This is a genomic window from Streptomyces fulvoviolaceus, from assembly GCF_000718165.1.
GTDB classification, from domain to species: Bacteria; Actinomycetota; Actinomycetes; order Streptomycetales; family Streptomycetaceae; genus Streptomyces; species Streptomyces fulvoviolaceus.
In genome coordinates, this window is record NZ_JOEY01000026.1 from 44,042 (window position 1) to 69,467 (window position 25,426).

Annotated in this window: 19 protein-coding genes; 13 read left to right on the forward strand and 6 right to left on the reverse strand. The window is 71.3% G+C overall.

Annotated elements, in window-relative coordinates:
* Positions 1–76 precede the first annotated feature (76 nt).
* Positions 77–1,114 carry an Rv2578c family radical SAM protein gene (locus IG08_RS0127305; protein ID WP_030607756.1) on the reverse strand — a complete coding sequence of 346 codons (1,038 nt, stop codon included), beginning with the start codon at positions 1,112–1,114 and terminating at the stop codon, positions 77–79.
* 148 nt (positions 1,115–1,262) lie between these two features.
* On the opposite strand from IG08_RS0127305, the gene IG08_RS0127310 reads away from it, so the two are divergent.
* From IG08_RS0127310 to IG08_RS0127330, 5 genes are all read left to right on the forward strand, one after another.
* Positions 1,263–1,706 (forward strand): SRPBCC family protein, encoded by a 444-nt coding sequence (locus IG08_RS0127310; RefSeq protein ID WP_030607758.1) that lies wholly within the window; start codon positions 1,263–1,265, stop codon positions 1,704–1,706.
* 153 nt (positions 1,707–1,859) lie between these two features.
* Positions 1,860–4,250: an MFS transporter gene (locus tag IG08_RS0127315; RefSeq protein ID WP_030607760.1), complete on the forward strand. Its 2,391-nt coding sequence runs from the start codon at positions 1,860–1,862 to the stop codon at positions 4,248–4,250.
* Between the two features lie 128 nt (positions 4,251–4,378).
* Positions 4,379–6,874 carry an ATP-binding SpoIIE family protein phosphatase gene (locus tag IG08_RS0127320; protein WP_030607763.1) on the forward strand — a complete coding sequence of 832 codons (2,496 nt, stop codon included), beginning with the start codon at positions 4,379–4,381 and terminating at the stop codon, positions 6,872–6,874.
* Between the two features lie 157 nt (positions 6,875–7,031).
* Positions 7,032–7,757 (forward strand): class I SAM-dependent methyltransferase, encoded by a 726-nt coding sequence (locus IG08_RS0127325; protein WP_030607766.1) that lies wholly within the window; start codon positions 7,032–7,034, stop codon positions 7,755–7,757.
* Between the two features lie 121 nt (positions 7,758–7,878).
* The gene (locus IG08_RS0127330) at positions 7,879–8,817 is read left to right on the forward strand and encodes an SMP-30/gluconolactonase/LRE family protein (RefSeq protein WP_030607768.1); all 939 of its coding nucleotides are present in this window, start codon (positions 7,879–7,881) and stop codon (positions 8,815–8,817) included.
* A 69-nt stretch (positions 8,818–8,886) separates the two neighbouring features.
* Here IG08_RS0127330 and IG08_RS54500 read toward each other — a convergent pair whose 3' ends face one another.
* From IG08_RS54500 to IG08_RS0127350, 4 genes are all read right to left on the reverse strand, one after another.
* Entirely contained in the window at positions 8,887–11,502 is a 2,616-nt protein-coding gene (locus IG08_RS54500; RefSeq protein ID WP_043455303.1) for an immunoglobulin domain-containing protein, read from the reverse strand.
* 88 nt (positions 11,503–11,590) lie between these two features.
* The gene (locus IG08_RS0127340) at positions 11,591–12,118 is read right to left on the reverse strand and encodes a hypothetical protein (RefSeq protein WP_030607774.1); all 528 of its coding nucleotides are present in this window, start codon (positions 12,116–12,118) and stop codon (positions 11,591–11,593) included.
* Positions 12,119–12,317: 199 nt separating this feature from the next.
* Complete coding sequence (locus IG08_RS0127345; RefSeq protein WP_030607777.1) at positions 12,318–13,253, reverse strand: HtaA domain-containing protein; 936 nt, start codon at positions 13,251–13,253, stop codon at positions 12,318–12,320.
* A gap of 49 nt (positions 13,254–13,302) precedes the next feature.
* Positions 13,303–14,082, reverse strand: coding sequence for an LPXTG cell wall anchor domain-containing protein (locus IG08_RS0127350; RefSeq protein ID WP_043455307.1), 780 nt, complete (start codon positions 14,080–14,082; stop codon positions 13,303–13,305).
* A gap of 90 nt (positions 14,083–14,172) precedes the next feature.
* On the opposite strand from IG08_RS0127350, the gene IG08_RS0127355 reads away from it, so the two are divergent.
* The 3 genes from IG08_RS0127355 (at position 14,173) to IG08_RS0127365 (ending at position 17,181) form a co-directional block, all read left to right on the forward strand.
* Positions 14,173–15,204 carry a heme/hemin ABC transporter substrate-binding protein gene (locus IG08_RS0127355; protein WP_030607784.1) on the forward strand — a complete coding sequence of 344 codons (1,032 nt, stop codon included), beginning with the start codon at positions 14,173–14,175 and terminating at the stop codon, positions 15,202–15,204.
* Positions 15,205–15,271: 67 nt separating this feature from the next.
* Positions 15,272–16,516 carry a sensor histidine kinase gene (locus IG08_RS0127360; protein ID WP_234342986.1) on the forward strand — a complete coding sequence of 415 codons (1,245 nt, stop codon included), beginning with the start codon at positions 15,272–15,274 and terminating at the stop codon, positions 16,514–16,516.
* Positions 16,513–17,181, forward strand: coding sequence for a response regulator (locus IG08_RS0127365; protein WP_030607789.1), 669 nt, complete (start codon positions 16,513–16,515; stop codon positions 17,179–17,181). Before IG08_RS0127360 ends, IG08_RS0127365 begins: the two co-directional genes overlap by 4 nt.
* A 39-nt stretch (positions 17,182–17,220) precedes the next feature.
* Here the strand turns inward: IG08_RS0127365 and IG08_RS0127370 are convergent, their stop codons facing one another.
* Positions 17,221–18,327 (reverse strand): acyltransferase family protein, encoded by a 1,107-nt coding sequence (locus IG08_RS0127370; protein WP_030607792.1) that lies wholly within the window; start codon positions 18,325–18,327, stop codon positions 17,221–17,223.
* Between the two features lie 159 nt (positions 18,328–18,486).
* Between IG08_RS0127370 and IG08_RS0127375 the strand changes: the two genes are divergently transcribed.
* The 5 genes from IG08_RS0127375 to IG08_RS0127395 all read left to right on the forward strand — a co-directional run bounded on the left by IG08_RS0127375 (position 18,487) and on the right by IG08_RS0127395 (position 25,373).
* Positions 18,487–19,320, forward strand: coding sequence for a M55 family metallopeptidase (locus IG08_RS0127375; RefSeq protein ID WP_030607795.1), 834 nt, complete (start codon positions 18,487–18,489; stop codon positions 19,318–19,320).
* Positions 19,313–20,617, forward strand: coding sequence for a M20/M25/M40 family metallo-hydrolase (locus IG08_RS0127380; RefSeq protein ID WP_030607798.1), 1,305 nt, complete (start codon positions 19,313–19,315; stop codon positions 20,615–20,617). Before IG08_RS0127375 ends, IG08_RS0127380 begins: the two co-directional genes overlap by 8 nt.
* 17 nt (positions 20,618–20,634) lie before the next feature.
* Entirely contained in the window at positions 20,635–22,587 is a 1,953-nt protein-coding gene (locus IG08_RS0127385; RefSeq protein WP_030607800.1) for an LpqB family beta-propeller domain-containing protein, read from the forward strand.
* Complete coding sequence (locus IG08_RS0127390; RefSeq protein ID WP_030607802.1) at positions 22,584–23,507, forward strand: S66 peptidase family protein; 924 nt, start codon at positions 22,584–22,586, stop codon at positions 23,505–23,507. Before IG08_RS0127385 ends, IG08_RS0127390 begins: the two co-directional genes overlap by 4 nt.
* 117 nt (positions 23,508–23,624) lie before the next feature.
* Positions 23,625–25,373 (forward strand): CocE/NonD family hydrolase, encoded by a 1,749-nt coding sequence (locus IG08_RS0127395; protein WP_030607805.1) that lies wholly within the window; start codon positions 23,625–23,627, stop codon positions 25,371–25,373.
* Positions 25,374–25,426 lie beyond the last annotated feature (53 nt).

Genomic DNA, 25,426 nt, shown 5'->3' on the forward strand with positions numbered 1-25,426 from the left:
CCCGGAAAGCGCGCCCGGAAGAACCAGTTCTGGCAATACTTGACCCGATTGAGCCGCCGGATGCGCTCGAACGCTCTCAGATCAGGGTGAGTTGGGTCGGTTCAGACATCGGGGGATCGGCTGGCTCGGGCTCCCGGATCCGGCGGGGCATCCCGTCGCCCGCGGGGCCGATGCCGTACTCCTGGGCCAGTTCGTGGACCTGACGGGTGATCCGGCGCTGGTACCACTTCGGGGCGTAGGAGCCGTCCGCGTACAGCCGCTCGTACCGGCGCACCAGGTGGGGGTGGTGGTGGCCCAGCCAGGCCATGAACCACTCGCGGGCCCCGGGCCGCAGATGCAGCACCAGCGGGGTGACGGACGTGGCCCCCGCGGCGGCGATCGCCCGCACGGTGGCCCGCAGTTGGGCCGGATTGTCGCTCAGGAACGGGATCACCGGCGCCATCAGGACCCCGCAGCCGATGCCGTGCTCACCGAGGGTCCGTACGACGTCCAGGCGCCGCTCCGGGGCGGGCGTGCCCGGTTCGACGGTGCGCCACAGCTCGGGGTCGGTGAAGCCGACCGAGACGGAGATGCCGACGTCCGTCACCTCGGCCGCCTGCTTCAGCACATCGAGGTCGCGCAGGATCAGTGTGCCCTTCGTCAGGATCGAGAAGGGGTTCGCGTGGTCGCGCAGGGCGGCCAGGATCCCCGGCATCAGCCGGTAGCGGCCCTCCGCGCGCTGGTAGCAGTCGACGTTCGTGCCCATCGCGATGTGGTCGCCCTGCCAGCGGCGCGAGGCGAGCTGGCGGCGCAGCAGCTCCGGCGCGTTCACCTTGACCACGATCTGCGAGTCGAAGTCGATGCCCGTGTCGAGGTCCAGGTAGGTGTGCGTCTTGCGGGCGAAGCAGTACACGCACGCGTGCGAGCAACCCCGGTACGGGTTGATCGTCCACTCGAACGGCATGCGGGAGGCTCCCGGCACCCGGTTGATGATCGAGCGGGCCCGGATCTCGTGGAACGTGATCCCGGCGAACTCGGGCGTGTCGAACGTACGGCTCGTCACCGCGTCGGCGCCGAACAGGGCGGCGTCGGCCCGGCTGTGGTCGGCGGACTCGGTGAGGTTCTCCCAGCGCATGAGGCCTCCTCGGTAGCACTGACCCCAAGAATAGAACATTTGTTCCCTTGATCGTGCGACCCTGCGTGCGACCCCGATTTGGGCGGCCGGGGACCGGGGTGGTTGGCTTGACCGAACCCCCCGAGAATTCAGGTCCTGGAGGAAGTCAATGGCGCAGGTCGAGGCCACTACGGAGCGGATCGTCGCGGCGGACGCGGAGAAGGTGTTCGACGCCCTCGCCGACTACAGCGGCACGCGCGCGAAGCTGCTGCCCGAGCAGTACAGCGAGTACGAGGTGCGCGAGGGCGGCGACGGCGAGGGCACCCTCGTCCACTGGAAGCTCCAGGCCACCAGCAAGCGGGTCCGCGACTGCCTCCTGGAGGTCAGCGAGCCCACCGACGGCGAACTCGTCGAGAAGGACCGCAACTCCTCGATGGTCACGACCTGGCGGGTCACCCCGGCCGGCGAGGGCAAGTCGCGCGTCGTCGTGAGCACCGTCTGGAACGGCGCCGGCGGCATCGGCGGCTTCTTCGAGAAGACCTTCGCCCCCAAGGGACTCGGCCGGATCTACGACGCGGTGCTGGACAAGCTCGCCACCGAGGTCGAGAAGTAGGTCCAACCGGTAGACCTTCCAGGGTCGTTGGCCCCCTCACCGGTTCGAGTGGATCTCCGTTCGGTCCGGCATGATGCCGTAACTCGTCGCGCTTGCTCGTAGTTGTCGCTTAATGCGGGAAATGTACGGCAGGTGCGACGAGGGGAGCGGTACGTGGGCGGGACGACTCTGGTGCAGGACGAACCGGTCACGGCACCCCCGGAGGAACGCGCCCCGGCCGCGGACGGGGCCGTCGAACTCGGCCCGCGCCGCGTGCGGTTGGTCTTCTTCGCGCTGATGCTGGCGCTGCTGCTCGCCGCACTGGAGCAGATGATCGTCGCCACCGCGCTCCCGAAGATCGTCGGTGAGCTGCACGGCCTGGACAAGATGTCCTGGGCGATCACGGCCTACCTGCTCACCGCCACGATCGGACTGCCGATCTACGGCAAGCTCGGCGACCTGCTCGGCCGCAAGGGCGTCTTCCAGTTCGCGATCGTCGTCTTCGTGGTCGGCTCCGCGCTCGCGGGCCGCGCGCAGACCATGGACCAGCTGATCGCCTTCCGCGCGGTCCAGGGCGTCGGCGCGGGCGGCCTCATGATCGGTGTGCAGGCGATCATCGCCGACATCGTGCCGCCCCGGCAGCGCGGCCGCTTCATGGGCCTGATCGGCGCCGCCTTCGGACTCGCCTCCGTCGCGGGCCCCCTGCTCGGCGGCTACTTCACGGACCACCTCTCCTGGCGGTGGTGCTTCTACATCAACGTGCCCTTCGGCATCGTCACGCTGGCCGTCGTCACCGCCGTGCTGAAGCTCCCGAAGCCCGCCGCGAAGCCCCGGTTCGACGTCCTCGGCGCGCTGCTGCTCGCCGTGGCCTCCACCTGCCTTGTGCTCCTGACCAGTTGGGGCGGCACCGAGTACGCGTGGGACTCGCGCGTCATCGTGGGTCTCGGCGCGGGAGCGGTGGCAGCCTGCGTCCTCTTCCTCGTCGCCGAGCACTTCGCACCCGAACCCCTCATCCCGCTCCGGCTGTTCAGGGACTCCGTCTTCAACATCACCGGCCTGGTGGGCCTCGTGATCGGCGTCGCCTTGTTCGGGGCCGCGAGCTACCTGCCGACCTTCCTGCAGATGGTCGACGGGGCGAGTGCCACCGAGTCCGGGCTGCTGATGCTGCCCATGATGGGCGGCATCGTCGGCGCCTCGGTCGTCTCCGGACAGCTCATCAGCCACACCGGCCGCTACAAGATCTGGCCGGTCCTCGGCGGCGGCCTCTCCGTCGTCGGCATGTGGCTGCTGTCCCGCCTCGAAGTCGACACGCCCCGGCTGCACTACAGCATCTGGATGGCCGTCCTCGGTGCCGGCATCGGCATGGTGATGCCGGTTCTGATCCTCGCCGTGCAGAACTCCGTGCGCCCTGCCGACCTCGGCACTGCGACGAGCGCCAACAACTATTTTCGCCAGATCGGTGGAAGTGTCGGCGCGGCGATCTTCGGCACCCTGTTCGCCGGCCGGCTTGCGGACGCACTCGAAGAGCGCCTGCCCACGCGCACGGGTGCCGGGCTCCCGGACCCCGAGTCCATCACCCCTCAGCTCGTGCACGCACTGCCTGCGGAGCTGCGAGACGCATACATCCGCGCGTACGCCGACGCCATGCCGCGGATCTTCCTCTACCTCGTGCCGGTCCTCGTCCTGGGCCTCCTGATCGCCTTCTTCCTCAAGGAGAAACCGCTGGTGTCCCACAACGCCCCCGCCGAGCCGACGGAGACCGTGCCCGTGAACGCCCCGATCCCGCAGGCCCGTTCGCCGTACGCCGCCGGAATCCCGGTGTGCGGCACGGTGCAGCACCCCGACGGGACCGTCGTGCCCCGCGCGGCCCTCACGCTGATCGACGCCGTCGGACAGCAGATCGGGCGGGGCGCGAGCGGCGAGGACGGGCGGTACGCGCTGTCGACGCCCGGCTCGGGGGCGTACGTTCTGATCGCCGCGGCAGGCGGTCACCAGCCGCAGGCCGTCTCCGTGACCGTCGGCGAGCGCCCCGTCGAACTGGACGTCGTCCTCGGCGGCGCCGGCCGCCTCGCGGGCAGTGTGCTGACCGCGGACGGCTCGCCCGTGCGGGACGCCATCGTCACGCTCACCAACGTGCACGGCGAGGTCGTCGCCACCACCCGCAGCGGGCGCGAGGGCGGTTACGTCATCACCGAGCTGGTCGCCGGCGAGTACACCCTCGCGGCCAGTGCGCCCGCTTTCCGCCCGGCGGCGCTCCCCGTCACCGTCCAGGCCTCCCGGGAGACCCGCCAGGACGTCGAACTCGCGGGCGGCGCGGTCCTGCGCGGCACCGTGCGCGCCGGTGGCGGACGACCCGTCGAGGACGCGCGCGTGACGCTGCTGGACGCGGCCGGCAACGTCGTGGACACGCTCACCACCGGCCCGGACGGGACGTTCCGGTTCGTCGACCTGTCCTCCGGCGAGTACACCGTCATCGCCGCCGGCTACCCCCCGATCGCCACCGTGCTCCAGATGGCGGGCGGCGGACGGACGGAACGGGATCTTCAACTGGGGCACGAGGACTGACGTAGCGTCAGAATTACCGATCGGCCTCCTGGAATTCCCGCATTGCTGCACATCCCCGACCGTCACCGCCGTACCGTGGAACAAGCGGCACAGATCTCGCGGAGCCGTGGGGAGAGAGGGCCTGGGCCATGGACCGTGGCACCGAGAGGGACGCACCTCCCAGCCGCGGAGCTGGGAACGGCGCGGGGGAGTACGCCGCGGCCGGTCGCATCCCGCTGGCCGTGGTCGTGGTGGACCGCGACGGCCTGGTGTCCCACTGGAGCAGGGGCGCGCGACGACTGTTCGGCGCCGCCAAGGAGGAGGCCATCGGACGAGCGGCGGTCGACCTGCTGCCCGTCTCCGGCGCGCTGCCCGACGAGACCGACGACGGGGGCGCCCCGGCGTACGGGACGTACGCGGCCTACGACGGACTCGGTCCCGACCTCGAATCCTCCCTCGACGGCAGGCTGTCCTACCCGGCTGCCGGCCGCGCCCGCCTCACCGTGCCCGAGGACGACCGCATCGACGTCCTGTGGTGGGCCTACCCGCTGGTGGGACCGGGACGGGAGCGGCTGCTGGTGCTGGCCGCCGACGCGGGCGGGTTACGGCAGGACTCCGCCGAGGAGGACGCCGAGGACTTCGCCGTCGAGCGCATCGCGCCCGCCTTCGCCCTGCACACCGACTTCCCCGGCGCCGACGAACTCGCCCGCCGGCTCCCCGAGATCCTGCCCAGCATGAGCGTCGAGGAAGGCGCCCGCATCGTGGCGCAGGTCCTCGAACTGGGCTATCCCGTCCTGGAGTTCAGCCAGAACGACCGGGTGCCCGTCACCCCCGACTGGGGCGTGCCCCGGCGCGCCGAGCGCAGGGCCCGCCGCGAGCGGGCGGCCAGGGCGGCGGCCGAGGGGCTGCCCGTGCAGCAGGACACCGCCGACGAGGGCGAGGACCTCGAGTACGCCGCCGTACGCGAGCGTCTGGAGTTCCTCAACGAGGTCAGCGGCCGCATCGGCACCTCCCTCGACCTGTCGCGGACCATCATCGAGGTCAGCAAGGCCGTCGTCCCGCGCTTCACCGACGTCGCCGGCACCTATCTGCGCGAACAGGTCGTCGCCGGTGAGGGGTTCCCCGACGGCGTGCCGGACACGACGACCATGTGGCACCGGGTCGCCCTCGAGCACACCGACGAACCCGGCCGCTGGGACGACGTCGTGCCGGTCGGCGAGGCCATGCCGTTCCCGGCGCACACACCGTTCTTCCAGTGCATGACCACCGGCGACCCCGTCCTCGTGCCGCGCATCAGCGAGCAGATGGGGCACGCCATCGCCTCGCAGTTCGAGAAGCGGGACATCCGGCCCCTCATCACGGGCCGCTCCATGCTGGTCGTACCGCTGAAAGCCCGCAATGTGGTGCTCGGCTTCATGATCCTGCTGCGCCACCCGGAGCGCGTCGAGTTCAACGACATGGACCGGGTCACCGGCGCCGAACTCGCGGCCCGCGCGGGCCTCGTGCTCGACAACGCGCGCATGTACACCTTCCAGGAGAGCGTCGCCGAGACCCTCCAGGACAGCATGCTGCCGCACATCCCGCCGCACATGGCGGGCTGCGACATCGCCACCCGCTATCTGCCCGGCACGCTGCTGGGCCGGGTCGGCGGCGACTGGTTCGACTCCGTCAAACTGCCCGGTGCCCGCACCGCCCTGGTCGTCGGCGACGTCATGGGCCACGGCCTCAACTCGGCCGCCATGATGGGCCAGTTGCGTACGGCCGTACAGACCATGGCCGCCCTCGACCTGCCGCCCGCGCAGCTCCTGCGCAACCTCGACGACCTCGCCCAGCGGCTCGGCGACACCTACCTCGCGACCTGCCTGTACGCCGTCTACGACCCGATCGCGAGCGAACTCCACATCGCCAACGCCGGCCACATCCCGCCGGTGGTCGTGCGGGCCGAGGACGGCCGCAGCGAACTGCTCGAACTGCCCACGGGCGCGCCCATCGGCGTCGGAGGGGTGCCCTTCGAGGCGGTACGCGTGCGTGTGGAGCCCGGCGACCGGCTCCTGATGTGCACCGACGGGCTGGTGGAGGTGCGCGGGGAGGACATCGGCGTGGGCCTCGCGACGCTGTGCGAGTCCGCCGCGCATCCGGCCGCCTCCATGGACGACGCCTGCGACACCATCATCCGCTCCCTGGCCGCGACCTTCTCGGAAGCGGGCCGCGGTGGCCGCAAGGACGACGTGGCCCTGCTGATGGCCCGCCTCAACGGCATCGAGCCGGACGACGTGGCCGAATGGCGCCTCTCCCTCGATCCGATCGAGGCCGGCCGGGCGCGTGCGGTGGTGCGTGAACAGCTCCACGACTGGGGGCTGGCCCAACTCGCGCACACCACCGAGCTGCTGGTCAGCGAACTCGTCACCAATGCGGTACGGCACTCCCACAGCAGCCCCGTCGCGCTGCGCCTGGTGCGCGGCGACACCCTGCTGTGCGAGGTGGACGACGACGACCACGAACTGCCGACCCTGCTCAGCACGGGCCCGGCCGACGAGTTCGGGCGCGGTCTGCGGGTGGTCAGCACCCTCGCCCGCGAGTGGGGGACCAGTCGCACGAAGACCGGGAAGACCGTCTGGTTCGAACTGACCCTGCCGCGGCGCTGAACCGCGCCTGGGGCGCGAGGGGCGCACGACGGCGTGCCGGCGTCGAACGAGCCGTGAAGGAATGCGCCACGCGCTTGTAGCCGTCACCGGAGCGCGATACACCGTACTGGCCCGTCAACTGCGGCGGGCAGATGTGTTGCATCCTGGGGAGTTGGGCATGAGCGTGACGAGTCGATACCGGGAGGCCTGGGAGGGCTTCTGGCGTGAGGCCCCCGGCGAACAGGGGGCCGTGTTCTGGGATGCGGAGCCGGTGCTGACCGTCGGCGTCCATCTCGCCCTCTTCGAGCCGCTCCTGGTCGACCCAGGGCTGCCGATGCTGGACCTCGGCTGCGGCAACGGCACCCAGACCCGTTTCCTCGCCGACCGCTTCCCCCGCGTCATCGGCGCCGATCTGTCCGCGGCCGCCCTCGACCACGCCCGGCGCGCCGATCCCGCGGGGCAGGCGACGTACCGGCTGTTGGACGCCGCCGAGAAGAGCGAGCCGGAGACGCTGCACGCGGAACTCGGCGACGTCAACGTCTATATGCGGGGCGTGCTCCACCAGGCCGCGCCCGAGGACCGGCAGCCGATGGTGGACGCGCTCGCCACGCTCGTCGGCGACCGCGGCCGGGCCTGCCTCGTCGAACTCTCCGAGGCCGCCAAGCCCGTTCTGCTGGACCTGGCCCAGAGTCCTGACGGCCCGCCCGCCAAGCTGGCGCCGATCTTCCAGCACGGCATCGCACCCGGCGAGGTCGCCGACGACGCGGTCCCCGTCTACCTCGGCGCGGCCGGCCTGACCGTCCTGGCCGGCGGTGAACTGCCGCTCACCACCACGGAGTACCGCTTCGACGGCACCCGGATCGAGCTGCCGTCGAAGTGGTGGGTGGTGGGGCGCGCCGTGTGACGCCCGTGGAGGCCGGGGCACAGGGAACTCAAGGACACGCAAAGACGTTGCCAAGTCGCGGCAGTGTCAACGTAATTGTTCTCGTGGTTGCCAACGAAGCCGACTTCATGGAGGCCCCACCATGACCCCGACCCACCCGACCCGGCGCGCCGTGCTCGGCGGCGCCGCCCTGACCGCCCTCGCCGTGACGGCCGGTGCCGGCACGGCGGGCGCGACCCCGCAGGCCACCTGGCCGACGGAGTTCCCGCTCCCCAACGGCTGGCTCCCCGAAGGCATCGCCATCGGCCGCAAGCCGTACGCCTACATGGGTTCGCGTGCCAACGGCGCGATCTACCGCACCGACCTGCGCACCGGCGAGGGTTCCGTCCTCTTCGCGGGCGGCACCGGGCTCATCGCCGTCGGCCTGAAGATCGACCACGACGGTCTGCTGTACGTCGCCGGGAACACCGGCGTCGCGCGCGTGCACGACTCCCGCACCGGTGAGCTCCTTGTCACCCACCAACTCTCCGAAGCCACCGGCCACTTCATCAACGACGTCACCCTGCTCGGCGACCGCGCGTGGTTCACCGACTCGCGCGCGGCGGCCCTCTACGCCGTCCCGCGCGGCGGCAAGGAGGGCGACATCCGCACCCTGCCGCTCACCGGCGACTGGGTGCAGCTGCCCGACGTCAACAATGCCAACGGCATCGTCGGCACGCCCGACGGCCGTGGGCTGATCGTCGTCAAGAGCACGCCGGGCGAGCTCTACAACGTGAACACCAGGACCGGGTACGCCACGAAGATCACGCTCGTCGGTCAGGACACCGTGGTCAACGGCGACGGCCTGTGGCGCATCGGCCGCACGCTGTACGTCGTACAGAACCGCCTGAACCTGATCAGCGTCTGGGACCTCGACGCCAAGGCCACCACCGCGACCCTGCGGAAGACCATCACCGACCCGCGCTTCGACGTGCCCACCACGGCCGCCCGGTTCGGTGACCGCCTCTATCTGGTCAACGCGCGCTTCACGACCACCCCGACGCCCGACACGACGTACAACGCGGTCGCGGTGTCCATATGAGCCAACGGTGAAGTGCCCTCCGACGCTCGCTCGAGCGTCGGAGGGCACTTCACCGTGCTTCGGCCGCTGTCAGCCGGCCGTGCGGCCGCGGCGGTACGCCACCCAGCCCGCGCCCGTCAGGGCGGCCGCGAGTGCGGCGACGGAGAGCACGGTGACCCCGGTGGAGGCGAGGCTGCCGCCCGTGGTGCCTCCAGCGGTGCTGCTGGTGCCTCCCGTGGTGCTGCCGGTGGTGCCCGAACCGCCGCCGGTCGTCGTGCCGGAGGAGCCGGAGCCGCCACTGCCACTGCCGCCGTCGTCGCTGTCACCGGTGCCGGGGTCGGTGTCCACCGGGTCCTGGCCGACGAAGGCGACCGGGACCTTCACGTCCTGGGAGCGGTCGCCGGAGAGGGTGTGGTCGGCCCGGGTGGCGAGCACACATGTGGCCTTGAAGCAGTCGGTGAACTCGTCCTTGGCGTCGACGGTCAGCTCGACCTCGAAGGAACCGCCGTCCTCGTACGGGGTCGCCAACTCCTCCCCGTAGTCCGGCGGGTTGGAGGAGATCCACGCGGAGGAGTGCGACTCGCCGCTCATGTCGACGCCGCCGATGCACGGCGTGGGCAGTTCGCCGTCGCCGTTGTCGACGCACAGGGCCACGTAGACGCCCTTGTCCTCGTCGTAGCCGGAGCCGGAGATCTTCAGGGTCTGGTTCTCGGTGGCGAGGTGGTTGACCGGGGTGACGGTGAGCTTCTGGCCCTCGGGGCCGGTGACGGTCTTCGAGCCGGACGGCTCGGTGTCCTCTCCGTCGCCCCCGTCACCACCGCCGTCGTCGCTCCCGGCCTCGGTGACCGTCAGCGTGATCGGCGAAGTCCGGGTCGTGCCCACCGAGTTGGTGAACTCGGCACGGTACTCGTAGCCGTTCTGCGCGGCCTTCGCCGTGAAGGAGTACGCGTTCTTCGTCGCGCCCTCGATCGTGTTCCAGGTCTGGCCGCCGTCCGGGCTGACCTGCCAGCGCACGGTCGGCTCCGGGGTGCCCTCGGCGGCGGCGACGAAGGTCACCTCGTCACCCGGGGCCACCGACTGGTCGGTGGGGGACTGGGTGACCTTGGGGGACATGCGCAGGTCGAACTTGAGGACCTTGCTCTCCGCCTGCCGGGTGACGTAGACGGAGGTCGCGTCCGGGGTCACGGCGACGCCCGCATAGCTGTTCACCACACGGCTGCCCGGCAGCGAGACCGGCTCGGCCGCCTGCTCGAAGGTCGTGCTGTCGAGGATCTGGAGGGAGCCGTTGTTGTCCGCGCCCTCCTCGGCCGTGCCGTAGTCCTCGCGGAGGACGAAGGCGCGCCCGGAGGTCTTGTCGAAGGCCGCGGCCAGGGGCCGGTCCTTCCCGGCCAGCGTGGCCAGTGGTTTGGCGTCCTTGTCGAAGACCAGCACGGTGTCCCCGCTGCTCAGCCAGACGTTGCCGGTCGCGGGATCCGCCTCGACGAAGAAGACGGAGCTGTCGGCGGGGAGTTCGGCCGTGGCGGTGACCTCGAAGGAACCGGTGTCGACCCGGCGCAGCACCTTCTTGCCCTCGGCGGTGCCGACGGACCAGGCGGCGGAGTGGGCGGAGTCCACGGCGAGCAGGCTGCCGCCCTCAAGGGTGGCGGAGCGCTTGACCGTGCCGGTGGCGGTCTCGATCTCGGAGAGGGTCGCGCCCTGCGCGACCAGGGTGGTGGAGGTGTCCGTACCCGGCCCGACGCCGGTGACCGTGGAGCCCGTGAGCCAGACGCCGGCGGCGGTGGTGTCGCCGTCCTTGGCGGTGCCTATGCCGCGCAGCGGGAAGTGGAAGACGACCCCGTCGCCGGACAGGGGCGCGACGATCTGCCGGACCACCCGGTTGGCCAGGGCGCCGCCCGCGCCGGGGGCCTGGGCGATGTGGCCGAGGAGCTTGCCGTCCTTGGGGTCGAGGACATACAGGCCCTGCTCGGCGATGTCCGCGGTGTCGACGATGTTGTCCGAACCGATGTACAGCTTCCCGGAGTCGGGGTGCAGCAGGAGGTCCAGGGGGCGGCCCGCGGTGGTGAACTCGGCCGCCTGCACATAGCTGACGGTGCCCGCCGGGACGTCCACGCCGTCGCCCTCCCCGTCACCGGGGTCCTGGCCCTCGAAGGTGATCGGGATGCGGACGTCCTGGGAGCGGTCGCCGGTGCCGTTGTGGTCGACGCGGGTGATCACCGAGCAGGCGACCTGGAGGCAGTCGAGGCCGCTGTCCTTCGCCTTGACGCCGAGCTCGACGTCGAAGGTGCCGCCCTCGCCCCACGGAACGGCGACCTGGCCCGCGCCCTCGTCGTCGGCGCCCTCGGGGATGATCCACACCGAGGAGCCGCTGCTGCCGCTCTGGTCGGCGCCGCCGAGACAGGGGGTGGGGATGCGGTTGTCGCCGTTGTCCTTGCAGACGGCGACGTAGATGCCCTTGGTGTCGTCGTAGCCCTCGCCGGTGACGCGGAGGGTCTCGCCGTCCGGGTCCAGGTTCGCGGAGGCGGAGACGGTGAGTTTCTGGCCGTCCTTGCCGAGTGCCGTCTTCGGAGTGTCGGCGGCCTGGGCGGCCGAGCCGAGGGTGACGGCCGCGGCCAGCAGGGCGGTTGCGCCCAGCAGCGCCGCCGGGCGTCTGAGGCGGAGTCCGCCCGCACGGACCGGGCGCTGCCGGTCCGGCGTGTCGTCTGTCATGAAGAGTTCCTCAACTGGTCGGGTGCGCCCGGCACTCCGGTCGCGCGAGAGCCGGGCCCCCGCGTGAGGGGCCCGGTCCGACGGGCGCTTACTGGAAGGTGATGGGGACGTGCACGTCGTACCTGCGGTCGTCGGTGTCGAAGTGGTCCGCCCGCGTGACCACGGCGCACTCGACCGTCTGACCGCAGACGCTGCCGTCGTCCAGGGTGGCCTTGACGTAGATGCTCACGTTGAACGTGCCGCCGGTGCCGAACTTGGAGCTGTTGGCGAACGTGCCGCCGAAGGTGTTGTTCACCCAGTGCGAGGCACCGGTGGAGCCGGTCTCGTCCTGGCCGCCCAGGCACGGGGTGGGCTTGTTCACGCCCGGGTCGCCGTCGATCACGCACAGGCCGACGTAGATGCCCTGGCCGGTGTTGAAGCCGGAGCCGGTGACGTTGATGACCTGGCCGGAGGCGGCGGCCGTGTCGGGGGCGGTCACCGACAGGTTGTACGTGGTGGTGCCGTCGACGATCGTGCGCGTCGAGGTGGCGGCGGAGGCCGAGGTCGCGAGGCCCAGGGTGAGGGCGGCGGAGGCGGCGACGGCGAGGCCCGTGCGGGCGGTGAGAACGGATCTCATGGTGAGGGGTACACCTTTCTGGTGTGCGACAACCCCAGACGGGGGTTAGGTAAGGCAAACCTAAATACGACTTCCCGGGAGTTGTCAACGGGAGGCAAAGAACTCCCAACTCCCAGTAAGCTCAAGGGAATTGGGCATCCGAGGAGCGGACCGTGCGGCCCGCTCCTCGCTGCGGATTTGCCCCTGCTAACACACTCGATCAGTCCGAGGCCATGACCTCGAACTGCGTGACGGCCCGGCGCCCGCCCGTCGCGGCGTACAGCTCCACCGTGTGCGCGCCGTCGGCCGCCGTCGCGTACACCGGGAACGTCCGGGAGACCCGGCCCTCCTCGTCGGCCACCGTCTGGTACCGGGTGTCCTCGTCGATCGAGACGAGCACCACCTCGCCGGGCTCGAACCCCGCGCCGGTGACCGCCTGTTCGCCGCCCGCCGCCAGACCGGCGTGGGCCACGGCTGCAGAGAGGGCCGCCTGCTGCTGTTTCTCCGGGGTCGCGGCGCTCGGGGACGGCTGCGGTGTCTCCTCGGGCCGCGCGGGGACCTCGGGCGTCTCGCCGCCCCCGGTGCCCACCGTCAGGTCGAACAGGCCCAGTGCGTCACCCGCCGCGAACTCCTGCCCGCTCCACTCGGACAGCAGGCGCGCGCCCTCGTCCGTGAGCGAGGCCCGCAGGCCGGTCCATGTCACGCCACTCGCGCGTACGGCGAGGGTGGCGTCGCCCAATGCCACGTCGGCCAGGGCCAGTTCACGAGCCGTGCCGTCGATGACCGTACGCGTGGAGAGCGAGCCCGAGCTGCCCGCCAGCTCCAGTCGCAGCCCGCCGAGGGGCAATGGCTGTGCGGGCCCGGTGAGTTGGGCGGTGCCCGCCAACTCGACCTCCGCGTCGCCGGTTTCGGGGTCCGTGCCACCGCCCGTGGCCGGGAACCAGGCGCGGTCCGCGGGTCCCCGTACGGCGGGTTCGGCGACGTCGACCGACACGCCGCGGTCGGTCAGCTCGGCGTCCGTCGTCGTCCAGCTCGCGTACCCGCCGGACACCGCGCGTGGGAACGACTCCCCGTCCTGCGCGGCCGCCGCGCCCGGGCTCAGCAGCGCGAGCAGGGTGCCGCCCGCCAAGGCGGCGGCGCCGGGTCTCTTCGCCATCTTCAGTTCTCCCTCTGGGATATGAGGTTCCTTCGGGGTCGGTCGGCCCTCACGCCGCCCGTCCGGTCCGGCGCCGCCGCGCCCAGAACCAGGTGCCGGTGCCGGCCGCGACCAGCCCGGCCGCGGTGAGCCCGATCGTCAGGGCGGCGGAGCCGGTGCTGGCCAGTGGCCCGTCCGATGTCGTGTCGGAGCCGGAGCCGGAATCGCCCGTGGTGCCGCCGGTCGTGCTCGCCCCCGCGGTCGCGCTCGGCGTCGTCGAGGCGTTGTCGTCGCTCGACGAACTCCCGCCGCTCCCCGTGAACGTCACCGGGATGCGGACCGTCTGGGTCTGGTCCCCGCCGCGTGTGTGGTCGTTGCGGGTGATCACCGCGCAGGTGACGCCGGACTTCGTGCAGTCGGTGTTCGCGTCCTTCGCGCGCACTTTGACCCGCACGCTGAACGTGCCCTTGTGCCCGCTGCCGCCGTAGGGCTTCGCCAGTCCCTCGCCGTACGACGGCGGGTTGGAGGAGACCCACACGGATGCCCCTGACTCGCCGGACATGTCGACGCCGCCGACGCACGGCGTGGGCGTCTTCCCGGCGCCGTTGTCCACGCAGAAGGCGACGTAGATGCCCTTCTCGGTGTTGTAGCCCGAGCCGGACACGGTCACCGTCTCGCCCGCCGGGTCGAGGCCGGAGGCCTGGGAAACGGTGAGTTTCTGCCCCTCGGGTCCCGTCGCCGAGGTCCCCGCGGCTGCCGCGGGCGACGCCGTCGGAAGAGTCAGAAGGATCGCCGCAACCGCGGCAGACCAGCCAACTCGCCTGCCACGCAGGCTGCTTGCCCCATTCATGGCAACACCCCCACCAGTGGTTAATAAGGTAAACCTAACCTAAGCTATTGATCAACTGTATGAGACCCAGGAGATTCGAAAGGCTGAGCGATGCGTATCCCCGGAAGACCGCTCGTCCCCCTGACGCTGGCCCTCGCGCTGCTGACGGGCGCCTGCGCCGGCGGCACCTCCGCGTCCTCCTCGGCGGCGGACGCGTCCCCCGCCTCCGCGAGCGAACGGGCGGCCACGGCCGAGAAACAGCTCGCCAAGAACACCCTCGTCCCCCTCGAAGGGAAGGCGCCCGCACCGGAGTTGCCGGTCACCGTCGACTCCTCCGACGGGCGCAGGGTGACCGTGAAGGACGCCTCGCGCATCCTGCCGCTCAACGGCGGCGTCGCCGAGATCGTGTTCACGCTGGGGCTCGGCGACCGGGTCGTCGGCCGGGACATCACCGCCACCTTCGCCGAGGCGAAGAAGCTCCCGCAGGTCACCAAGGCGCACGACGTCAGCGCGGAGAGCGTGCTGTCGCTCAGGCCCACGGTGGTGCTCGCCGACACCGACACCGGCCCGAAGGAGGCCGTCGAGCAGATCCGCGATGCCGGCATCCCGGTCGTCGTCCTCGACCCGGCGACGAAACTGGCCGACGTCTCCACCCGCACCACCCGCATCGCCGAAGCCCTCGGCGTTTCCGCGGCGGGCAAAGCCCTCAACAGCCGTATCGACAAGGAACTCGCGGCGGCCCGGGCGGCCGTGCCGAAGGGCAGCAAGCCGAAAGTGGCCTTCCTGTACATGCGCGGCAGCGCGGCCGTCTACCTCATGGGCGGCAAGGGGTCGGGCGCCGACTCGCTGATCGAGGCCGCGGGCGCGGTCGACGCGGGCGTCGAGGCGGGCCTGGACAGACCCTTCACGCCGCTCACCAGCGAGGCCCTCGTCACGGCCCGGCCCGACGTGATCCTCATGATGGACAAGGGACTCGAGTCGGTGGGCGGTGTCGACGGCCTCGTCGAGATCCCCGGCATCCGTGAGACCCCGGCCGGCATGAACCGCAGGATCGTCACCCTGGAGGACGGCGTCCTGCTGAGCTTCGGGCCGCGCACACCGCTGGTCATCGACATCCTCGTCGACCGCATCCACGGGACGTGAGGCCGCACGCGACGGCATACTCCCGCTGTCGTATGCGGCCGGGCAGGGGCGCTCGTACGGTGTGGAGGTGACGACCTTCGACCGGCTGAGCGATCGTCCGGGCAAGCACGCACGTCAGCGCCTGACAGGCCGTCTGCGCGCGCTGCCTCCACGCGCCGTGGACGCCCTCGTGGTGGTCGTCGTCGGCATGTTCACCGGACCGGACGCGGCGGTGAACGAGCCGCAGTACCGGCAGGCGGACTGGTTCACCTGGCTGCTGCTGGCCCTCTCGCTGCTCGCTCTGCTGGGGCGGCGGCGCCGGCCGGTGCCGGTCGCGGTGGTGACCGGTGCCGCGTGCGGGGGCTGGGCGCTGTACGGGCACATCGGGGAGCTGCTGAACCTGCCGGTGATCGTGGCGCTGTACACGCTCGCCGTGCAGGGGAACCGGCGCCGAACCCTGCGGACCGGTCTGGTCGCCTCGCTGACCTCGGGCGCGGTCGCGCTGTGGGTGGGCAACGAGGTGGTGAACCCCCAGGGGCTGCCGGTGCTGGAGATGCTGTGGCCGCTGGTTCCGCTGCTGCTCGGCGAAGTGGTGCGCACGCGAGGGCAGTTGCTCGACGAGTACGCCGCCCGCGCCGCCCGTGCCGAGCAGGACCGGGAGCGGGAGACGGCGCGCCGGGTGCGAGAGGAACGGGTGCGGATCGCCCGCGAGCTGCATGACGTCGTCGCGCACACGGTGACGGCGATGACCGTGCAGGCGGGCGTGGCGCTGGACGCGTTCGACGTGCGGCCCGAGACGGCCCGGGAGGCGATGCGGCAGGTGCGGGACTCGGGCAAGGGGGCGGTGCGGGAGCTGCGGGCCACGGTCGGAGTGCTGCGCGACGGGGACGGCGACCCGGTGGAGCCCATGCCGGGGATGGGGCAACTCCCGCAGCTGGTCGAGCGGTTCGAGGGCGGCGGAGTCGAGATCACACTCCGGCGGGAGGGGGCGGCGGACGGGCTGGCCTCGGTGGTGGAACTGGCCGCGTACCGCATCGTGCAGGAGGCGCTGACGAACGTCGTCAGGCACTCCGGAGCCCGGCACGCCACGGTGTCCGTGGTCCGGCAGGACGGCGTGCTCGCGGTGGAGGTCGTCGACGACGGCCTGCCCTCCGCGATGGGCAAGGACGGTTTCGGGCTGATCGGGATGCGGGAACGCGCGGCGGCCGCCGGGGGTGGGATCGACTGCGGGCCGGTGTCCGGCGGGGGCTTCCGGGTGCGGGCGGTGCTCCCGGCCGACGGGGGCGCGGGCGTGACCATACGTGCCGAGGGGAACGCGGGGGCGCGGCCATGACCGTGCGCGTGGTGCTGGCGGACGACCAGACCGCCGTACGGGCGGGCTTTCGCGCCCTGTTGGACCTGACCGACGACCTGGTCGTGGTCGCGGAGGCCGCCGACGGGGCGCAGGCCGTCGAGGCGGTACGGCTGACCCGCCCCGACGTCGTCCTGATGGACGTCCGTATGCCCGGCGTCGACGGTCTCGAGGCCATCCGGCGTATCGCCGCCGACCCGGCGCTGGACGTCGTACGCGTGGTGGTGCTCACCACGTACGAGATCGACGCGTACGTCTTCGAGGCGCTGCGGCACGGCGCCGCGGGCTTCCTGCTCAAGGACATCGAGCCGGACGACCTGCGGGCGGCGATCCGCACGGTCGCCGCCGGACAGGGGCTCCTCGCACCGGCCGTCACCCGCGCGGTGGTCGAGGAGTTCGCCCGGCTCAAGAGCCCCGAGGCGGCGGGCGCCGAGCGGCTGGCGGTGCTCACCGGGCGGGAGCGGGAGGTGCTGACGCTGGTCGCGGCCGGTCTGAGCAACGAGGAGATCGGCCGGGACCTGCGCATGAGCCCGCTGACCGCGAAGACCCATGTGAGCCGGGCGATGACCAAGCTCGGGGCACGGGACCGGGCCCAACTGGTGGTGCTGGCGTACGAGACCGGGCTGGTCAGGGCGGGGGAGCGGTGACGGTGCCCCACCTTCCGGTTCCCGGCGCGTCCGCGACCCTCACGCCCGCACGGACCGCCCGGGTGCCGAGCTACCGGACGAAACAGGGCGGAACGCCCACGCCATCCTCGGCTCCATCACACCCCGGAAGACCCGCCGCACGGGCGCGGTGCACAGCACGGTCACGACCGTGGCGGCGACGACACTGACGCCGATCGCGCCGAGCGGCGTGTGGGGCCAGTCGTGCTGGGACCAGTGCCAGTGGTTGGCGGCCTGGACGACGAAGCCGTGCAGCAGGTAGCCGTAGAGCGTGCCCGCACCCAGTGCGGTGAACCACATCCGCCGCCCGGGCACCCAGGAGAGGAAGCAGGCGACCAGGACCAGGGAGCAGCCGAAGAGGGCCAGCGTCATGAGCGGCCCGTACCAGGCGGGCACACCGAACGTCTCGGCGCTCGTGCGGTGGAAGAACCAGGCGTAGTCCATCCGCGGGACCGCCCAGTACGAGAACACGAGCGCGAGCGCGAAGACCGGCACGGCCAGGATGCGCACCCGCCACTGGCGCACCAGCCGGAAGTGCTCCGGCCGCAGGCACAGGCCCAGCACGAAGTACGGCAGGAACTGCAGCGCGCGCTGCAGATCGAGGTCCTTGCCGATGGACGGCGTCATGCTCGCCAGCGCCGCCACGGCCAGGGCGATCGGCAGCGGCCAGCGCACGCTCTTCCAGATGGGGGTGGTCAGCCGCCAGATGAACAGCGCGGCCAGGAACCACGTCAGGTACAGCGGGTCCAGCAGACTGATCGCCCGGTCCGGTTCGCCGTCGGTCCACCGGGTGAAAAAGGTGTACGCCGTCTCGAACGCGACATAAGGGATGGCAATGCCGGTGATCAGGCGCTTGATCTTCTCCGGGCTCGCGTCGAAGCTCCGCGAGAAGTAGCCGGAGACGACGATGAACGCCGGCATGTGGAAGGCGTAGACGATCATGTAGATCGCGGTGACGGCGCGGCTCTCGGAGCGCAGTGGCTCCCACGCGTGTCCCATCGCGACCAGCACGATCGCCAGGTACTTGGCGTTGTCGAAGAACGAGTCGCGCTGCTTGGGCCGCCCGGGTGCGGTCCGTGGCGCGGGTATCGCGTTGCTCAGCCGTGCCGTCTGTGTTGTCTCGCTCACTCTTCTCCTAGCCCGGAACGGATGGAACCCGCGGAGGAGGATACGCGTCTTCTAGGAGTTGCCTGTGTGGCAGGGGTGAGCGGCATTGCCATCGCCTCACCGTTTCCTGGCGACGTAAACCTCTCCGACGTGTGAGGTGACCGCGTAACGTGACGGAGCATGAAGATCCTCATCAGCGCCGACATGGAAGGCGCCACGGGCGTGACATGGCCGGACGACGTGATGCCGGGGGCGTCCCAGTGGGAGCGGTGCCGCTCGCTGTTCACCTCGGACGTCAATGCCGCCGTGCTGGGTTTCTTCGACGGCGGCGCGGACGAGGTGCTCATCAACGAGGCGCACTCGACCATGCGCAACCTGCTGCTGGAGCAGCTCGACGAACGAGCGCAGATGCTCACCGGGCGGCACAAGTCCCTGTCCATGGTGGAGGGCGTGCAGCACGGGGACGTCGACGGCATCGCCTTCCTCGGCTACCACGCCGGCGCCGGTATGGAAGGCGTCCTCGCGCACACCTACCTCGCCAACTCCATCACCGGGGTGTGGCTGAACGACGTACCGGCCAGCGAGGGGCTGCTCAACGCCCACGTGGTGGCCGAGTACGGCGTCCCCGTCGTCCTCGTCACCGGCGACGACGTGGCCTGCGAGGACGCGCTCGGGTACGCCCCGGAGGCGTTGAAGGTCGCGGTCAAGGACCACGTCTCGCGGTACGCGGCCGTGTGCCGTACACCGGTCAGGACCGCGGCCGACATCCGCGCCGCCGCCAAGGAGGCCGCGCAGCTGGCGGTCCGTCATGAACCGGTTGAGGCAGGCCCGTTCACCGTGGCGCTGGAGTTCGACGCCGAGCACCTCACGATGGCCGCCACCGTCGTGCCGGGCGTGGACCGGATCGGCGCGCGCAAGGTGGCGTACACCAGCGACACCATGTACGAGGGGATCCGCACCTTCAAGGCCGTCACCACCGTCGTCTCGGCCGCAGTGGAGGAGCAGTATGGCTGACCAGCAGGCCCTGGACGAGGTCGTCGAGTTCACCTCCGATCTCATTCGCATCGACACCACCAACCGCAGCGGCGGCGACTGCCAGGAGCGCCCGGCCGCCGAGTACGCCGCCGCACGGCTGGCCGGGGCGGGTCTGGAGCCCACCCTCCTGGAGCGCACCAAGGGCCGTACGAACGTCGTCGCCCGTATCGAGGGCACCGACCCGTCGGCGGACCCGCTGCTCGTCCACGGTCATCTGGACGTGGTGCCCGCCGAGGCGCGGGACTGGAGCGTGCACCCCTTCTCGGGAGAGGTCCGGGACGGGGTCGTCTGGGGCCGTGGCGCGGTCGACATGAAGAACATGGACGCGATGATCCTGGCGGTGGTGCGGGCCTGGGCACGCGAAGGCTTCCGGCCCCGGCGCGACCTCGTCATCGCGTTCACCGCCGACGAGGAGGCGAGCGCCGAGGACGGCTCCGGATTCCTCGCCGACGAGCACCCGGGGCTTTTCGAGGGCTGCACGGAGGGCGTCAGCGAGTCCGGGGCGTTCACCTTCCACGACGGCGGCGGGCGCCAGATCTACCCGATCGCGGCCGGTGAACGCGGCACGGGCTGGCTGAAGTTGACCGCGCGCGGCCGGGCCGGGCACGGCTCCAAGGTGAACAAGGAGAACGCGGTCACCCGCCTCGCCGCCGCGATCACCCGGATCGGCGAGCACGAGTGGCCGCTCCGCCTGACCCCGACCGTGCGCGCGGCCCTCACGGAACTCGCCGCCCTGTACGGCATCGAGACCGACCTGCGCGACGTGGACGCGCTGCTGGAGAAGCTCGGTCCGGCGGCCAAGCTGGTCGAGGCGACCGTGCGCAACAGCGCCAACCCGACCATGCTGGACGCCGGTTACAAGATCAACGTGATTCCGGGGGAGGCCGTGGCCCACGTCGACGGACGGTATCTGCCCGGCGGCGAGGACGAGTTCCGCACGACCCTTGACCGGCTCACCGGACCCGACGTGGAGTGGGAGTTCCACCACCGTGAGGTGGCCCTCCAGGCACCGGTCGACTCGCCGACGTACGCGAAGATGCGTGCCGCCGTCGAGGAGTTCGCGCCCGAGGGGCACGTGGTGCCGTACTGCATGTCCGGCGGCACGGACGCCAAGCAGTTCTCGCGCCTCGGCATCACCGGGTACGGCTTCACACCGCTGAGGCTCCCGGAGGGCTACGACTACCAGGCCATGTTCCACGGAGTCGACGAACGCGTCCCGGTCGAGGCACTCCACTTCGGCGTTCGCGTCCTCGACCGTTTCCTGCGGACGGTCTAGGGGAGTTGGGGGAGAACGTGCACACGCTGGCGTACGGTTCGTGGCCCTCGCCCATCGACGCGGCGCTCGCCGCCGCGCACGACGGGCATCCCGAGTGGGTGGGTTTCGTCGGCGACGAGGCGTGGTGGACCGAGCCGCGCCCCACCGAGGGCGGCCGGCGCACCCTCGTCCGGCGGCGCGCCGACGGCACCGAGGAGTCGGTGCTGCCCGCGCCGTGGAACGTGCGCAGCCGGGTCGTCGAGTACGGCGGACAGCCCTGGGCCGGCGCCCCGACGGGCGGCGGACCGCTCGTGGTGTTCGTGAACTTCGCCGACCAGCGGCTGTACCGGTACGAACCGGGCGGTGCGCCCCAGCCGTTGACCCCTGTGTCCCTGGTGGGCGGCGGACTGCGCTGGGCCGACCCGCAGGTGCGCCCCGAACTGGGTGAAGTGTGGTGCGTCCTCGAGGAGTTCACCGGCGACGGGCCCACCGACGTACGGCGGGTCCTCGCCGCGGTACCGCTGGACGGCTCGGCGGCCCAGGACCGGGACGCCGTGCGCGAACTCACCGACGACCGGCACCGGTTCGTCACCGGCCCCCGTGTCTCGCCCGACGGGACGCGCGCGGCCTGGCTCGCCTGGGACCATCCGCGCATGCCGTGGGACGGGACCGAACTGGTCGTCGCCGAGGTCGGCGACGACGCCACGCTCGGGGAGCCGCGCACCGTGGCCGGCGGACCGGAGGAGTCCATCGCCCAGGCGGACTGGTCGCCGGACGGCCGCCTGCTGTACGCGAGCGACCGTACGGGCTGGTGGAACCTGTACCGCGACGGGGAAGCGCTGTGCCCGCGCGAGGAGGAGTTCGGCGGCGCCCTGTGGAAGCTCGGGTACCGCTGGTTCGCCCCGCTGGACAGCGGTCTGATCGCGGTCGTGCACGGTCGCGGCTCCACCGCGCTCGGGCTACTGGACCCCGAGACCGGCGAACTCGTCGACGCGGCGGGCCCCTGGACCGAGTTCGCGCCCACCCTCGCGGTGTACGGCGACCGGGTCGTGGCCGTCGGGGCCAGCCCGCGCACCGCCTACGAGGTGGTGGAGCTGGACGCCCGCACCGGCCGGGCCCGGGTGATCGGCGCCCCGCACGACGACCCGGTGGACCCCGCTCACTACCCCGAGCCCCAGATCCGCACGTTCACCGGACCGGACGGCCGCGAGATCCACGCGCACATCTACCCGCCCCACCACCCCGCCTGCGTCGCGCCCGACGACGAGCTGCCGCCGTACGTCGTCTGGGCACACGGCGGACCGACAGGGCACGCGCCCCTGGTGCTCGACCTCGCCATCGCCTACTTCACCTCGCGAGGCATCGGGGTCGCCGAGGTCAACTACGGCGGCTCGACCGGGTACGGCCGGGAGTACCGGAACCGGCTGCGCGAGCAGTGGGGCGTCGTCGACGTCGAGGACTGCGCGGCCGTGGCGCTGGCCCTCGCCGAAGAGGGCACCGCCGACCGCGACCGGCTCGCGATCCGCGGCGGCAGCGCGGGCGGCTGGACCGCGGCCGCCTCCCTCACCACCACTGACGTCTACGCCTGCGGCACGATCATCTACCCGATCCTCGACCTGGCCGGATGGGGCACGGGGGAGACCCACGACTTCGAGTCGCAGTACCTGGAGACCCTGGTCGGACCGCTCGCCGAGGTGCCCGCGCGGTACGCCGAGCGGTCGCCCGTCGAGCACGCCGACCGGATCACCGCGCCCTTCCTGCTGTTGCAGGGCCTGGACGACGTGATCTGCCCGCCCGCGCAGTGCGAGCGGTTCCTGGCCCGGATGGCGGGGCGGCGGGTGTCGCACGCGTACATCGCTTTCGAGGGGGAGGGGCACGGGTTCCGGCGGGCGGAGACGATGATCCGGGCCCTGGAGTCCGAACTCTCCCTGTACGCCCAGGTCTTCGGGCTGAACCCGCCCGGCGTCCCGACATTGGAGCTCGTCAAGTGAAGGAACTCGTCAGGCCGTCCAGACTCGCCGTCGGCGCCCGCGTGGCCGTCGTAGCGCCTTCGGGGCCGGTGCTGGAGGAACGCCTCCAGGCCGGACTGGACGTGCTGCGCGGCTGGGACCTCGACCCGGTGGTGGGACCCCATGTGCTGGACCGGCACGGTGAGTTGGGCTATCTGGCGGGCGCGGACGCGGACCGGGCGGCCGATCTGCAGAATGCGTGGTGCGACCCGTCCGTGGACGCGGTGCTGTGCGCCCGCGGCGGGTACGGGGCACAGCGGATGGTCGATCTGCTCGACTGGGAGGCGATGCGGGCCGCCGGACCGAAGGTGTTCGTCGGCTTCAGTGACATCACGGTGCTGCACCAGGCGTTCGCCACGCGGCTGGGCCTGGTCACCCTGCACGGGCCGGCCGCGGCGGGAGTCGACTTCATCAAGAACGCACGGGCGCAGGAGCATCTGAAGGCGACGCTGTTCGCTCCGGAGTCGGTCCGCACCATCCCCTCCGGCGGCACCGCGCTGGTTCCCGGCCGGGCGCGGGGCATCACCCTCGGCGGGTGCCTGAGCATGCTCGCCTCCGACCTCGGCACACCGCACGCCCACTCCGGCGCGCGGGGCGGCCTGCTGCTGGTCGAGGACGTCGGCGAGCAGGCGTACCGCATCGACAGAATGCTCACCCAGCTGCTGCGCACCGGATGGCTCGACGGCGTCACGGGCATCGCACTCGGCTCGTGGGACGGATGCGGTCCGTACGACGCGCTGCGTCCGGTTCTCGTCGACCGGCTCGGCGGCCTCGGTGTCCCCGTCGTCGAGGGGTTCGGCTTCGGGCACTGCGAAGGGGCGTCGACGGTGCCTTTCGGTGTGATGGCCGAACTCGACGCCGACGCGGGCACGTTGACGCTCGACGAACCGGTTCTGCGCTGAACCTTCGTCAAGAAACACCCGTCACGGTGATTGACCTCCTCTGACACGTGTCACACCATGACTCCCGGCCGGTACTTACCGGTCGGTAAGTCGGGTTGTCCTCAGTGTGGAGGTCTCGTGTCCCGTCGTGTGCTCGGTTACAGCGTCCCGCTCGCTCTCCTGCTCGGTGCCACACTCGCCACCCCCGCCACCGCCACCGGCCAATACACCGTCACCGCTCTGAAGTTCACCGTGCAGACCGGCGGCCGTACCTGCACGATCGACGCCGACCTGTACCGTCCCGCCGGTGTCGACCGTGCCCCCGCCGTCCTCACCACCAACGGCTTCGGCGGCAGCAAGTCCGACGGCTCGACGGACGCCACCGCCAAGGCCCTCGTCGAGCGTGGCTATGTCTCGCTCGCCTACTCCGGGCTCGGCTTCGGCGGGACCGGCTGCCTCATCTCGCTCGACGACCCCACGATCGACGGTGCCGCGGCCTCCGCGCTGATCGACTTCCTGGGCGGGAAGCGGGCCGCCGACGACGGGACGAAGGCCGACTTCGTCACCCTCGACGGACCCGGCGACCCGCGCGTCGGCATGATCGGCGGCTCCTACGGCGGCGCCATCCAGCTGGCGACGGCCGCCGTCGACCACCGCGTCGACGCGCTCGTGCCGATGATCACCTGGAACGACCTCGCCTACTCCCTCGACCCCAACAACACCGCGGGCAGCGTCCCCGGTGCCTTCAAGTGGCAGTGGGCCAACGGCTTCTACCTCATCGGCGAGAGCCAGCCGCTGACGCTGCCGAACCTCGACCCGTCCCGGATCAACTCCCTCGGCTGCCTGCACTTCGTCACCAAGGCCTGCGACACCGTCCGCACGCTCAACTCCGGCAGCTACCCGGCGGACCGCACGGCCGAGCTGCTCGACTACTCGCACAGCGTCTCGCCGGTGTCCTATCTGAGCCGGGTCGAGGCACCCACGCTCCTGGTCCAGGGCCAGGCCGACAGCCTCTTCAACCTCAACGAGGCGACGGCGACGTACAAGACGCTGAAAGCCCAGGGGACCCGGACGAAGATGATCTGGCAGTCCTGGGGGCACAGCGGCGGGCTCACCGACCCGGCGGCCGGTGAACTCAACCTCGGCCAGGGCGACTTGGAGTCCAGCTACGTCGGCCGGCGGATCCTGGCCTGGTTCGACCGCTACCTCCACCAGCAGAAGAACGTCGACACGGGACCGGCCTTCGCCTACTACCGCGACTGGATCACCGACCCGAACAACACGTACGCCACCACCGACCGCCTCCCCGCGCTCAGTCAGAAGCTCTACCTCTCCGGCGACGGCAAGCTCGTCGACAACCGCAGGAAGGTGACGCGCGGCAGCCGGACGTACAGCAACTGGCTTGTCTCCACGAGTCATTCGGAGAGCTCGCTGTACGGGATCATCGGCCTGCCCGACCCGGCTCCCTACGACACCAAGGGCACCTACGCCGGCTGGACCAGCGAGCCACTGACGCGCACGGTCGATGTCGTCGGCGCCCCGAAGGCCACCCTGAAGGTGACCTCCCCCAAGGCCGAGCGCACCCAGAACTCCGGCGACGCCGCCGACAAGCTCGTCCTCTTCGCCAAGATCTACGACATCGCGCCCGACGGCACCAAGACCCTCGCCCACCGGCTCGTGGCCCCGGTCCGCGTCCCCGACGTGGCCAAGCCCTTCACCGTGACCCTCCCGGGCATCGTCCACCGTTTCGAGAAGGGGCACCGGCTGCAGTTCGTCGTCGCCGCGAGCGACGACGCGTACTTCGGCAACCGGGGCGTCAAGCCGGTCACGGTGGTCAGCGCGCCGGGGAGCACCGGGGTGGTGGAGTTGCCGGTGGCGGGCGGCTAGGTCACTCAGAGGGCAGGCCTCACCGTGCGTGACGGGGGCTTCGGGCCCATGCT

Coding starts and splice junctions, on each gene's coding strand:
- IG08_RS0127345 (WP_030607777.1), bottom strand. CDS start 13,253: ATGGCGAAGAGACCCGGCGCCGCCGCCTTGGCGGGCGGCACCCTGCTC.
- IG08_RS0127330 (WP_030607768.1), top strand. CDS start 7,879: ATGACCCCGACCCACCCGACCCGGCGCGCCGTGCTCGGCGGCGCCGCC.
- IG08_RS0127380 (WP_030607798.1), top strand. CDS start 19,313: ATGGCTGACCAGCAGGCCCTGGACGAGGTCGTCGAGTTCACCTCCGAT.
- IG08_RS0127375 (WP_030607795.1), top strand. CDS start 18,487: ATGAAGATCCTCATCAGCGCCGACATGGAAGGCGCCACGGGCGTGACA.
- IG08_RS0127310 (WP_030607758.1), top strand. CDS start 1,263: ATGGCGCAGGTCGAGGCCACTACGGAGCGGATCGTCGCGGCGGACGCG.
- IG08_RS0127325 (WP_030607766.1), top strand. CDS start 7,032: ATGAGCGTGACGAGTCGATACCGGGAGGCCTGGGAGGGCTTCTGGCGT.
- IG08_RS0127340 (WP_030607774.1), bottom strand. CDS start 12,118: ATGAGATCCGTTCTCACCGCCCGCACGGGCCTCGCCGTCGCCGCCTCC.
- IG08_RS0127320 (WP_030607763.1), top strand. CDS start 4,379: ATGGACCGTGGCACCGAGAGGGACGCACCTCCCAGCCGCGGAGCTGGG.
- IG08_RS0127355 (WP_030607784.1), top strand. CDS start 14,173: ATGCGTATCCCCGGAAGACCGCTCGTCCCCCTGACGCTGGCCCTCGCG.
- IG08_RS0127350 (WP_043455307.1), bottom strand. CDS start 14,082: ATGAATGGGGCAAGCAGCCTGCGTGGCAGGCGAGTTGGCTGGTCTGCC.
- IG08_RS0127365 (WP_030607789.1), top strand. CDS start 16,513: ATGACCGTGCGCGTGGTGCTGGCGGACGACCAGACCGCCGTACGGGCG.
- IG08_RS54500 (WP_043455303.1), bottom strand. CDS start 11,502: ATGACAGACGACACGCCGGACCGGCAGCGCCCGGTCCGTGCGGGCGGA.
- IG08_RS0127305 (WP_030607756.1), bottom strand. CDS start 1,114: ATGCGCTGGGAGAACCTCACCGAGTCCGCCGACCACAGCCGGGCCGAC.